Source organism: Clostridium paridis (assembly GCF_016765615.1).
GTDB classification, from domain to species: domain Bacteria; phylum Bacillota; class Clostridia; order Clostridiales; family Clostridiaceae; genus Clostridium_T; species Clostridium_T paridis.
The window spans coordinates 105192-116877 of sequence record NZ_JAESWA010000019.1 but is presented as its reverse complement, the minus strand read 5'-3'; the positions used below and the strand labels follow the sequence as shown (position 1 = coordinate 116877).

The window sequence follows — 11686 nt, the reverse complement described above, 5'->3', positions numbered from 1 at the left end:
CCTCATATAGTCTTGTTTAAAGTTCTGAAAATCCTGGACTACATTCTTCTCCATTTATTTTCACTAGATTATCTTTCATTTGCATTAATAATCTGCGAAATAGTATTAGTTCTTCATCCGTGAATCCCTTAAAACAATCTTTTTTAATTTCATCATAGAATCTTTTTAGTTTTAAACTAAGCTCTTTACCTTCTTTAGTAGTATATACTCTAAGAACTCTTTGATCTTGCTCATCACTTTTTCTTTCAATAAGTCCTGCTTTTTCAATTTTTTTAATCATTCCTGTTACAGTTGCAGGTTTAACATTTAGAGTCTTTGCAAGTTGATTTTGGCTAATGCCTTCATTATGACCTACTACCCCTAATAAATGAGCTTGCCCTGGGTGTAATCCAATGGTCTCTAATAATTTATGAGCTCTATAGAAATTCAACTTTATCACCTGCGAAAAGATACCATATAATGAATCCCCATATTTTTCTTCCACTTAACTCACCTCCAATTAGTTAGGTGACTAACTGTTTATAATATTAACACCCCTTAAATTTTTAGTCAACAGCTTTATAAAACAAACTTATTAATAATCTATTAACAAATCCTTTTCATTTTCCTAAAGTAGCTATTTTTCTAACATATCACTATATTCTCACAATTTTAAGAATGCCTATTCTATGCCAATGTAAATATTTTCTTGTATTATTTTTATATGTTTTTCTTTAAATATTTTAGTTAGGCAAGCAAATTAATTATATTTTATAATTATATTCATTGTCTTAAGTTTTGTTCATCATTATTAATAGTATTTTTGACAAAAATCTGTATTAATATTATTGCTTATTGATAATAATTATTATATAATAGTTGATAACTAAATATTAGTTAATTATTTAAAGGATGTGTTTATATGATATCAAGTCTTTTTATTGCTCACGGAGCACCCAACATGATATATGATGATAATAAATATACTCAATATTTGAAAGATTATAGTAAATCGATACCCAAACCAAAAGGAATTATTATTTTTTCAGCTCACTGGGAATCAAACACTCAACTTATTGGCACTTCATCTCCTTATTCAATGATATATGACTTTTATGGATTCGAAGATAAGCTCTATAAAGAAAACTATACTGCAAGCTCAAATTTAGATCTAGCAAATAGGATTAAACGTTTGTTAGATATTAATAATATTAGAAGTAAATTTGATGATAAAAGAGGAATAGATCATGGAGCTTGGTCTGTACTCAAATTAATGTATCCAACTATTGATGTTCCAGTTGTAGCTATGTCTGTAAATCCCTTTCTATCAAACTCCAATCAATATGATATTGGAAAGGCTTTAGAACCTCTTAAAGAGGATGATATCCTTATAATAGGTAGTGGAGGGATTGTTCACAACTTAAGAGAGGTTGATTATTATAGTAATTCAATTACTCCTTGGGCTAAAGAATTTAATAATTGGATTGAAAACACTATTTTAGAATTGAATAAAGATAAGCTATTTAATTATGAAAACTTAGCTCCAAATGCTAATTTAGCTGTTCCTAGAAATGAGCATTTTATTCCTCTCTTAATTGCAATGGGAGCTGGAGATAATAATAAGATGCCTGAACATCTAATTGGTGCTTACCAATTTGGGAACTTAGCCTTAGATATATGGAGATTTAATTAAATATATATCACTTAGGTTTTACTCCCTGTACTATAAATCCCCTTTTATGATAAAATAATTTTATTAATCATAAGGGGGTTTATTTATGAACAAAAAAATTGGTTTTATAGGCTGTGGTAATATGGCAAGGGCGATTATTGGAGGTATTATATCTTCTAATTTTATATCACCAGAAGATATTACAGCTTCAGCCCTTTCAGATAAAACATTACAATCTGTAAAAGAATCGTTTGGCATCAATGTTATAAGAGATAATAAAGCAGTTGCCATGTCTTCAGACATTATTGTTTTGGCTGTTAAACCACAATTCTTTAATGATGTAATTCCTGAAATAAAGTCTTCAATTAATAAGAACGCTGTTATTGTTACTATTGCAGCTGGAATCACAATAAAGTATCTTGAAGATAACTTAGGTAAGGATGCAAAAATTATAAGAATAATGCCAAATACAGCTGCTCTTGTTGGTGAAAGTTTAACTATGTTATGTAAAAACTCACTTGTTTCCGAATCTGAGTTTAACTATATAGTAGATATGTTCAATAAAGTTGGTAAAACAGAAATTGTGGATGAACCAATGATTGATAAAGCTTTAGCTATAGGTGGTTCTTCTCCAGCTATGGTTTATATGTTTATAGAAGCTATGGCAGACGGGGCAGTTCTTCACGGTGTACCAAGAGAAAAAGCTTATAAAATTGCAGCTCAAGCAGTTTTAGGTTCTGCTAAAATGGTTTTAGAATCAGGAATTCATCCAGGGGCATTAAAAGATATGGTTTGTTCTCCTGCTGGCACCACTATAGAAGCAGTATATTCGCTAGAAAGAAATGGTTTTAGAGGTGCTGTTATAGAAGCCATTGACCTATGTACTGAAAAAGCTATTAATATGTCTAATTCAAAAAAATAAATATACAACATAAAAAAGAGTACTAAAACCATAAATGTTTTAGTACTCCTCAAAAATCACTTAAAACTCTCTTATTAAATTGGCCATTTCTATTGCGGAAACAGCAGCATCATAACCTTTGTTTCCTGCCTTAGTTCCAGCTCTCTCTATTGCTTGCTCTATTGAATCTGTTGTTAATATTCCAAACATTACTGGAATACCTGTATTTAAAGATACATTTGCGATGCCTTTTGAAGCTTCTGCACACACATAATCAAAGTGTGGTGTTGCTCCTCTAATAACTGCTCCTAAACATAAAACAGCATCATATTTTTTACTTTCAGCCATTTTCTTTGCAATTAGTGGTGTTTCAAATGCTCCTGGAACCCATGCTATTTCAATATCTTCCTCATTAGCACCATGTCTTTTTAAACCATCTAATGCTCCACTTAAAAGTTTTGATCCTATAAGCTCATTGAATCTTCCCACTACAATACCAAACTTCAGACCCTTTGCTACTAAATTTCCTTCATAATTTTTCATAATTATATCCTCCTATAAATTGTTTTGTTTTCTATACGCTATTAGCGCTTCAATTGTAATTATCTTAAGTCCATGTTTTTCAACATATTTCATTAAGTCTCCTGTTCTTGCCATTGTTCCATCATCATTCATAATTTCACAAATTACACCTGCTGGTTTTAACCCAGCTAACCTTGGTAAGTCTACAGCTGCTTCTGTATGTCCAGGTCTCTCTAAAACTCCTCCTTTTTTAGCAACTAAGGGAAATACATGCCCTGGTCTTCTAAAATCCTCTGGTTTAGATGATTCATCAAGTAGTTTAACTATTGTTTCTGCCCTTTCAAATGCTGATATACCAGTAGTTGTATTAATATGGTCTACAGAAACCGTAAATGCCGTTCCATGATTATCAGTATTATTCTCAACCATTGCATTAATATCTAACTTATTAGTCAATCTTTCTTCTAATGGTGTACAAATAAGTCCTCTTCCATATGTAGCCATGAAATTAATATCTTCTGGCTTAGCTTTTTCTGCTGCCATCAAGAGATCTCCTTCATTTTCCCTATCTTCATTATCAATTACTACTATAATTTTTCCTGCTTTAATATCTTCTATTGCTTCTTCTACAGTATTAAACTTAAACATTTTACCCCTCCAATTTCCTAAAATCCATTTTCCATCAAAAACTCCATTGATATAGAGCTCTTTTTCTTTTCTTCTTTTCCTTTATTTAATCCTAAAAGCTTCTCAACATATTTTCCTATTACATCGCATTCTAAGTTTACATAATGTCCTTTTTTCTTATTAAGAAGTGTTGTTTCCTCTCCTGTATGAGGTATTATAGAAACCTTAAATACTTCGCTATCAACATAAGCAACTGTTAAACTTATTCCATCTATTGCTATCGAACCTTTTTCAACAATATATTTAAGAACTTCCTTAGGTGCCTTTATGGTTACCCATACAGCATTTGACTCTTTCTCATTTGATGTAATAATTCCAACTCCATCAATGTGTCCACTAACAATATGTCCTCCTAACCTATCACTTGCCTTTAACGCTCTTTCAAGATTCACCTTTGCTCCAGTTTTACATTCGCCAAGATTACTTCTCCTCATGGTTTCTGCCATAACATCAGAGTAATATCCATCACTCCAAAAATCAGTAACTGTTAAACAAACTCCATTTGTACTAATACTATCCCCTATGTTACTATCCTCAAGTACTTTTTTAGCCCTAATTTTTATTCTTGCTCCATCACCAGATTTTTGAATAGATTCTACAAATCCTATTTCCTCTATGATCCCTGTAAACAAAGTCAATAACCACCTTCCTTTATATAACCTTCTACTAGAATATCTTCTCCAATAACTTTGGTTGTAACCTCATTTAATCTAAAACATTCCTCTATTCTATTAACACCGTCTCCTTCTACTGAAGTTTTGGCATCCTTTCCTCCAATTATTTTAGGTGAAATATAATATTGAACTTTATCAATTATGCCCTCTTTTAATGCTGAGTAATTTAAAGTGCCTCCACCCTCTAATAAAATTCCGTCTATATTTTTTCTTCCAAGTTCCACAACTAGATTTTTAAGGCTTACCTTTCCATCATTCTCTGGTAAGATAATAACTTCAACCCCACTATTTCTTAGAATATCAACCTTTTCTTTTGGAGCTTTTTGAGTTGTAGCTATAATACAATGTGAATCTTCGTTTACCTCTAAAACTTTTGAATCTAGTGGAATCCTCAGATTGCTATCAACTATAATTCTTTTGGGGTTTCTTCCATTGGGTATTCTACAAGTTAAAAGAGGATTATCCATTATTACAGTGTCTACTCCAACCATTATTCCTGATAATGAGTTTCTAAGTTCTTGAACTTCTTCCCTAGCCTCTTTTCCTGTAATCCATTTTGACTCACCTGTATGTGTTGCTATCTTGCCATCTAAACTTATGGCTGATTTTAATACTATAAATGGTTCTTTTGTTACGATGAACTTATTAAATACCTCATTTAGTTTTTTGCATTCTTCCTCTAGTATTCCTACTTCAACTTCTATCCCATGCTCTAATAACTTACTGATACTCTTCCCCGCTACTAATGGATTTGGATCTTTTTGTCCTATAACAACTCTAGCAACTTTATTTCTTATTAATGCATCAACACATGGTGGAGTTTTACCATAATGATGACAAGGCTCTAATGTCACATAAACTGTGGAACCTTCCACACTCTCTACAGCACTTGATAATGCATTTACCTCTGCATGAGGTCCTCCATAAAATTCATGAAATCCCTCCCCGATTATTTCATCATCTTTTACAATTACTGCGCCTACCATAGGATTAGGATTAACTTTTCCTGCTCCTTTTCTAGCTAACTCCAATGCTTTTTTCATGTAAAATACATCCACTAAATCCCCTCCCTTTAAAATAATTTCAATATTATTTTTTCCTTTTTCAAATAAAAAAACCTGAGTTATTAAAACTCAGGGCATTAAAATCAAATATTATCTACAATGAATAAAAAACTATAGTTTTTTTCCACAAAAGATAAACAAAAAGCTCTGAAATTATAAAATTCCAGAGCTATGCATTCAATCAAAGTATATAGCTAACCTAATAAATAGATTAAACTATACTCTTAATAATCTTCTTTCATCCAGACTTTACTGTCGGCCTCGGAATCTCACCGAATCTGCTAAAATAGCTCGCGGGCTTTACCGCCGGTAGGGAATTACACCCTGCCCTGAAGACTTATATATAATTTTATACTAAAAGCATATATTAACGTCAACCGCTTGTCAATTAATTAATGACTAGGTGTAAATCCGCAATATCCTATTTTATCGCATCTATCTTTCATTTCCTCCCACTTGCTATTCTCTTTAATAGTTTCAAGTGCTGAAGGATATAGTATATAATTTTCTTTAAATATATGATCTCTTAGATTAAATATAAGATATTTTGCTGTTTCATCTAAATCTGACTTAAATGCTTCAAAGTTCACATATTTAGCATTCTCTCCAAGAGATTTTATTCTTCTCTTTTTCTCTCTTAAATCCTCATGTTCCATTTTCATAATTCTTGTAGGACCAGTTATTCCTAAAACTTCCATCTCAGGGAAAAGTACTTGTTCCTCTCTTTGATGGTGATTCTCTGCATCTAATATATTATCAGCTAATTCAACTAGCTCTCTAGCTATATTACCTTCTTCATCATAATTATTCATCTTTTGAATTTTATTGTTTAATACCTCTAGTTTCTTTAAGAGCTTTAATATTTCCTCATGTTCTTCTATCATAGTATTTAAAACGTGTCCCTCAGTAATGCTTGTCTTAATTTTATCCAATTCATCCTTAAGAACTTCCATATGAACTTCACACAAGCCTCTTAATTCTTGAGGATTCATTCCTTCTTCTATAAGATTTTGTTCTGCTATAGATAATTCAACTGGACTTATTTCTTTAACTATACTTAAAGCCTCTTGTCTAACTTCCTCGGTTGCACCTTCTTGATTTAACTTCTTTAATATTATTGATAAATTCTCTATTCTTTCCTTGTTCATCTTATTCTCCTCCACTATACCCTTTGAAACAATATACTGTTTTCTTTATAAATATGGATAAATAAATCTTTTTCTAAGTCATGCAACTTATTATATACAAGTTTAAAAGTTGTACATGCTCCTTCTGGTGCTTTAAAGTCTCTAGTAATCTCTTCTAGTTCCTTTAAGATATCTCCTGCCCCATCATGCTCTGCTTCAGTCTCTTCTATATATTTCTTAACTTCGACTCTTAGATTTTCATCTTTGGTAATAAAATATCTCTCCATTAATGGGAATAGGTTCTTCTCTTCTTTTATTAAGTGTTCCTCTAACTCAACTTTAAGGCTTCCAAATAACCTATGAACCTTAAGTAGCTCTTCACTATGATGTTCAAAATGAACCTTAAGTATTTTTAGTAAAAGTTCATCTATCTCTTTAATACTTCTAAAAGTGTACGCATGGTGTGTATTAATTACATTTTCAATTAGTTTAATTGAATCAACTTCTCTCCAGTCGATATATTCACTATTTGAATTTTTGAATTTCTCATATTCTTCATTTAACTTATCAACAAAAACATCAACATTTAATGCCTTTTCTCTTAAAGCTGCTCCTAAGCTATCATGTCCTCCACAACAATAATCTATCTTTATATCATTAAATATTTTTGTCGAGTCCGGGAAAATTGAAACTACTTCTCCTAGCTTTAAATTCTCATTTATAACTCTACTCATAAATAATAACCTCCTGAATTTCTTCTCTTTATGAGTTAATATTAATCCAATTTTGAATTTTAAAATATGATTTAAATCACAAATAAAAAAAGATAAAAAATCAATTTCATACTATGATCTGAAATTGATTTTTTATCTTATCATTTATTCAACATATTCAACTAATGCTTCTCTATCCTTTACAACTATAATCTTATTTCCTTTAAGTTCGATTATCCCAAGGTCTTCTAACTTAGATAGTTTTCTGCTTATAGTTTCCCTTGTTAATCCTGTGTAATTAGCCATTTCTTCTCTATTTATAGGAAGCTTTATTTGACTTACTCCATCCTTTTCCTCTCCATACTTATCTAAAAATTCTAAAAGCATGTGAGCTATTCTTATTTCTGCATCATTCGTTGCCAAGTTTTGTGCTAGTTCCTCTGTTTCTGAAAGTTTTTTAGTAACTTCCTTTAATATCTTAAATGCAATAGCTGAATTTTTTTCTAATATCTTATCCATATCTTCTTTAGTCAACGTACATATCTTAACTTTGCTAATAGCTATTACAGAAAACTTATATATATTTTCATCCGTAAACAGATTAAGTTCTCCAAAGAACTCCCCTTCTGAAAGAATTCTTATAATCTGTTCTTTTCCATCTTTAGTTATTCTGGAAAGTTTAACTTTTCCTTCATTTATAATAAATAATGTCTCCGAACGTTCCCCTTCCTGACATAGTATTTCACCATTTTTATATTCTTTATGTCCTGTCATATCTTTTATTTCTTTTAATTCAGCCTCTGATAAAAACGAAAATATCGGAACCTTCTTTACACACAAATCGCTATGATTACAATTTCCACAATTACAAACTTTCATATGTTCACCCCTGTTTAAATAAAGTTACTATGTAAAATCAATATGATATAATATACTTACATTATATAATTAATAGGAGGCTATTACTATGGTAAAACATGAAGATAAAGTGAGAATTTATATTGGCACATATACAAAGACTGGTAGTAAGGGTATATATACACTTACTCTAGATAATTCAAATGGTAAATTAGAAGATTTAAAAGTTGCTGGGGAATTAGACAACCCTACATACGTCACTTTGGATAATAAAAATAATAGACTTTTTGCTGTAGCAAAAGAAGGGGCTAATGGCGGCGTAGCTAGCTTTTCTATAAATACAGAAACTGGAGAATTAACTTTTATAAATAGTCAGGTATCTCCTGGAGCTTCTGCTTGTCATGTTAGCATGAACAATGATAAGGATTACTTATTTTCAGCTAATTATCATACAGGTGAAGTTAGATCCTACTCTGTTAATGAAGGTGGAGTTCTTAGCAACCCAATTTCAGTAAAAATTCATGAAGGATCAGGCCCAAATAAAGATAGACAAGAAAAAGCTCATGTTCATTTTGTTGAATTAACTCCTGATGAAAAGAATCTTTTTGCAGTAGACTTAGGTATTGATAAAGTAGTAAGCTATTCAGTTGATAATGGCTCATTAGTTTACGATTCAGATACTACTATTACTTTACCAGCTGGTTCAGGTCCTAGACATTTGACTTTCCATCCATCTATGAATTTTGCATACTTATTATCAGAACTTTCATCAGAAGTATTTGTATTAGAAAAATCTGATGACGATAATTCTTATAAAATAAAGCAACAGATTTCTGCTCTACCAGAAAACTTTGATGGTGAAAGTATAGCTGCAGCTATCCATTTATCACCTGATGGTAAATTCCTTTATACTTCAAATAGAGGTCACGATTCTATCGCAGTATTTTCAGTAGATTCTAATTCTGGAGAAGTTGAATTAAAGGCTATTACACCTGTTGGAGGAAAAGGTCCAAGAGACTTTGATTTAGACCCTACAGGTAAATTTATAGTTGCTGCTAATCAAGATACTGATAACTTAACTTTATTTTCTATAGATAAGGTAACCGGATTATTGACTAAACTTGAGCAAGAGATCTCAATTCCTACTCCAGTATGCGTTAAATTTCTATAATATATAGATTTAAATTTCTATGCTTTCCTTTTGTATACTAACTAACTAATAAGTGCATACTTCCAATATATTAATTTTGCTATATAATAAATATTAAATGTAAAATTATAAACAATATCGGAGGTACTAAAATGAATGAAGTTTTAAAAGCAATTGAAGCAAGAAGAAGCATACGCGCTTATAAGCCAGAACAAATTAAAGACGAGGAATTAAATGAGATATTAAGAGCTGGAAACCTTGCTCCTAGTGCAATGAACCAAAAACCTTGGAATTTTACTGTAATTCAAAATAAAGAACTTATAGAAAAATTAAATGATTTCTGCAAAAAAGCCATGCAAAGAGATAACAACAAAGATTTAAATCTTTTTTATAATGCTCCTACACTAATAATTGTTTCTAGTGATGCTAAAGCTATTGCTCCAGAAATAGATGGGGCCCTTGCCTTAGGCAATATGTTCTTAGCTGCAGAATCTCTAGAAATAGGTTCTTGTTGGATACATGCAGTAAAAGCTTTATATTCTACTGAGGAAGGTAAAGAATTAATAAAAGAACTTAATTTACCTGAAGGATATTCTATAATAGGTTCAGGAGTTTTTGGTTATAAGGTTGCACCTGCAAATACTCCAAGAAAAGAAGGAACTGTTAACATAATAAAATAAAGAATAAAAATCGCACTAAAAACTTAGTGCGATTTTTTTATATTTATATAAGTTTTCTTAATTCTTCTATGGTTTCATTTGCTTCTTTTGTTATCTCTTCGGGATAACCTATATATTCAAGAAGCTTAATAGCATTACTTTTAGTTCCTATTCCTCTCTTAATATGGTAATCAAAAATTAATCCCTTTTCTTTACTAACATCATCTTCAAAATGATAGAAATTATATTTATCATCAAAAGATCTAGTTATTTCTATATCATGAGTAGAAATAAGACATAGTACTTTTGCTTTATGAAAATAATTAAGCAACGCCCTAGATGCACTAATTCTCTCTAATGGATTAGTGCCTCTAAATATCTCATCTATAAAACAAACAACATTCTTGCCTTTTTCTTGTTCTTGAAGAATATTCAATATTGCCTTAGCCTCACCCAAATAATAGCTTCTACCCTCTAAAATATCTTCCTTAGGATTTAATGAGGTTATTATATGGAAAAGGTCTCCTTCATATCTTTTTGAGGTACAAGTATATAAGGTTTGAGCAAAAAGACAATTTAACGAAACCATCTTTAAGAATGTTGATTTTCCTGACATATTACTTCCTGTTATTATTGCTCCTGTTTTATTAACTTCTATTGAATTAGCAATTGGATTTTCTAACAATATATGATATCCTTCTTCAATTTTTATCTCTTTCTTCTTACTAAACTCAGGCTTAGAATAATACCTCAAATCCTCTCTTAAGGCAGCAATAGAGCAATAAGTATCTATTTCTCCTATTAATTTATATGCTTCATATAAATCTTCTCTATACTTAGGCAATATTTCAATAAACTTATAATATCCTCTTTCTTGAAGTAAGAAAAATAGAAATATTAAATCTAGTAGTGAATCTACCTCCTCACTTTTTGATATATAGAACATTTCTTTATTTATAGGCTTTATTCTTTCATAAATATCACAGGCTTTATCCCTAAATTCTCTAAATTCATAATCATCTATTTCTTTAACCTTTTTCAATGTACTTATAAGTTTAGCCAAGTAAGGTATATTCCAAAGCTCATATTTATTTTCCCTATGATAATGTATCTCTATATTTACAAGATAAACAACCAAAGCCAAAAATATAAATCTTAAATCTATCCAAATAGCCCCTAGTATACATAACGGAATAAGGCTCCCTATTATCATATATACGAATCTTTTGAGCTTGCTTCCCTTTTTATTATCAAGTATAAAGGAGAGTACTTCTCTTTTCCCTTCTCTACCTAAATCAAAAAATAAGTAATTTAACTTATCTCTTAAGCTTTTATTCTCTTTTATTTCATCAACTATTTTATCTCTTTTTTCAAGTTCCTTAATATCAAAGATAGGATTTGTTAAAGTATACATTAACATAGCTTCTCCAGGAGAACTATTAGTTCTATCAACAGTCTTAAATACTTCCTCCATTGATAAATCTTCGAAGCTTTGATCATTTATGTAATTTTCTTCCTTTTCTACACTTCTTATTATGTTGCAGTCTTCTTTTATCTTCCCAAGATTCCTCTTGGATTTATGACTTTTAGGCCAATAAGAGTTTATAAGTCCTAGCATTTGTTTTTTATTAAATCCCAACATCAAAAGCTCCTCCAAATATAAAAATAACCATAACCTAT

At 30.6% G+C, this 11686-nt stretch carries 12 protein-coding genes, 1 pseudogene and 1 riboswitch; of the genes and pseudogenes, 4 read left to right on the top strand and 9 right to left on the bottom strand.

Going from position 1 to position 11686, the window contains the following annotated elements; genetic code table 11:
• Nucleotides 1–16: 16 nt before the first annotated feature.
• Nucleotides 17–484: a MarR family transcriptional regulator gene (locus JK634_RS05945; protein WP_202766718.1), complete on the bottom strand. Its 468-nt coding sequence runs from the start codon at nucleotides 482–484 to the stop codon at nucleotides 17–19.
• Between the two features lie 417 nt (nucleotides 485–901).
• On the opposite strand from JK634_RS05945, the gene JK634_RS05940 reads away from it, so the two are divergent.
• The gene (locus JK634_RS05940) at nucleotides 902–1672 is read left to right on the top strand and encodes a DODA-type extradiol aromatic ring-opening family dioxygenase (RefSeq protein ID WP_202766717.1); all 771 of its coding nucleotides are present in this window, start codon (nucleotides 902–904) and stop codon (nucleotides 1670–1672) included.
• Nucleotides 1673–1757: 85 nt separating this feature from the next.
• Nucleotides 1758–2573 (top strand): pyrroline-5-carboxylate reductase, encoded by an 816-nt coding sequence (gene proC, locus JK634_RS05935; RefSeq protein ID WP_202766716.1) that lies wholly within the window; start codon nucleotides 1758–1760, stop codon nucleotides 2571–2573.
• Between the two features lie 60 nt (nucleotides 2574–2633).
• On the opposite strand, the gene ribH is transcribed toward proC, so the two are convergent.
• The 7 genes and pseudogenes from ribH to JK634_RS05900 form a co-directional block, all read right to left on the bottom strand.
• A complete protein-coding gene (gene ribH, locus JK634_RS05930; RefSeq protein WP_202766715.1) occupies nucleotides 2634–3095 on the bottom strand; it encodes a 6,7-dimethyl-8-ribityllumazine synthase in 462 nt (153 codons plus the stop codon).
• A gap of 21 nt (nucleotides 3096–3116) precedes the next feature.
• A pseudogene (gene ribB / locus JK634_RS05925) lies at nucleotides 3117–3722 on the bottom strand (3,4-dihydroxy-2-butanone-4-phosphate synthase); the annotation flags it as partial.
• 17 nt (nucleotides 3723–3739) lie between these two features.
• Nucleotides 3740–4393 carry a riboflavin synthase gene (locus tag JK634_RS05920; protein ID WP_202766713.1) on the bottom strand — a complete coding sequence of 218 codons (654 nt, stop codon included), beginning with the start codon at nucleotides 4391–4393 and terminating at the stop codon, nucleotides 3740–3742.
• Nucleotides 4394–4395: 2 nt separating this feature from the next.
• Nucleotides 4396–5493: a bifunctional diaminohydroxyphosphoribosylaminopyrimidine deaminase/5-amino-6-(5-phosphoribosylamino)uracil reductase RibD gene (gene ribD / locus JK634_RS05915; RefSeq protein ID WP_202766712.1), complete on the bottom strand. Its 1098-nt coding sequence runs from the start codon at nucleotides 5491–5493 to the stop codon at nucleotides 4396–4398.
• Between the two features lie 232 nt (nucleotides 5494–5725).
• Nucleotides 5726–5840: riboswitch (FMN riboswitch) on the bottom strand.
• 51 nt (nucleotides 5841–5891) lie between these two features.
• Nucleotides 5892–6647 (bottom strand): DUF438 domain-containing protein, encoded by a 756-nt coding sequence (locus JK634_RS05910; RefSeq protein ID WP_202766711.1) that lies wholly within the window; start codon nucleotides 6645–6647, stop codon nucleotides 5892–5894.
• A 14-nt stretch (nucleotides 6648–6661) separates the two neighbouring features.
• Nucleotides 6662–7360: an iron-sulfur cluster repair di-iron protein gene (ric, locus tag JK634_RS05905; protein WP_202766710.1), complete on the bottom strand. Its 699-nt coding sequence runs from the start codon at nucleotides 7358–7360 to the stop codon at nucleotides 6662–6664.
• Between the two features lie 144 nt (nucleotides 7361–7504).
• Nucleotides 7505–8218: a Crp/Fnr family transcriptional regulator gene (locus JK634_RS05900; protein ID WP_202766709.1), complete on the bottom strand. Its 714-nt coding sequence runs from the start codon at nucleotides 8216–8218 to the stop codon at nucleotides 7505–7507.
• Nucleotides 8219–8306: 88 nt separating this feature from the next.
• On the opposite strand from JK634_RS05900, the gene JK634_RS05895 reads away from it, so the two are divergent.
• Complete coding sequence (locus JK634_RS05895; RefSeq protein WP_202766708.1) at nucleotides 8307–9368, top strand: lactonase family protein; 1062 nt, start codon at nucleotides 8307–8309, stop codon at nucleotides 9366–9368.
• Nucleotides 9369–9499: 131 nt separating this feature from the next.
• Nucleotides 9500–10027: a nitroreductase family protein gene (locus tag JK634_RS05890; protein WP_202766707.1), complete on the top strand. Its 528-nt coding sequence runs from the start codon at nucleotides 9500–9502 to the stop codon at nucleotides 10025–10027.
• A gap of 43 nt (nucleotides 10028–10070) precedes the next feature.
• Here the strand turns inward: JK634_RS05890 and JK634_RS05885 are convergent, their stop codons facing one another.
• Entirely contained in the window at nucleotides 10071–11648 is a 1578-nt protein-coding gene (locus tag JK634_RS05885; protein WP_202766706.1) for a MutS-related protein, read from the bottom strand.
• Nucleotides 11649–11686 lie beyond the last annotated feature (38 nt).

Bases quoted from the DNA above. Each gene is read 5' to 3' on its own strand.
- JK634_RS05890 (WP_202766707.1), top strand. From the start codon at position 9,500: ATGAATGAAGTTTTAAAAGCAATTGAAGCAAGAAGAAGCATACGCGCT.
- JK634_RS05910 (WP_202766711.1), bottom strand. From the start codon at position 6,647: ATGAACAAGGAAAGAATAGAGAATTTATCAATAATATTAAAGAAGTTA.
- ribH (WP_202766715.1), bottom strand. From the start codon at position 3,095: ATGAAAAATTATGAAGGAAATTTAGTAGCAAAGGGTCTGAAGTTTGGT.
- JK634_RS05895 (WP_202766708.1), top strand. From the start codon at position 8,307: ATGGTAAAACATGAAGATAAAGTGAGAATTTATATTGGCACATATACA.
- JK634_RS05940 (WP_202766717.1), top strand. From the start codon at position 902: ATGATATCAAGTCTTTTTATTGCTCACGGAGCACCCAACATGATATAT.
- ric (WP_202766710.1), bottom strand. From the start codon at position 7,360: ATGAGTAGAGTTATAAATGAGAATTTAAAGCTAGGAGAAGTAGTTTCA.
- proC (WP_202766716.1), top strand. From the start codon at position 1,758: ATGAACAAAAAAATTGGTTTTATAGGCTGTGGTAATATGGCAAGGGCG.
- JK634_RS05900 (WP_202766709.1), bottom strand. From the start codon at position 8,218: ATGAAAGTTTGTAATTGTGGAAATTGTAATCATAGCGATTTGTGTGTA.
- JK634_RS05885 (WP_202766706.1), bottom strand. From the start codon at position 11,648: ATGTTGGGATTTAATAAAAAACAAATGCTAGGACTTATAAACTCTTAT.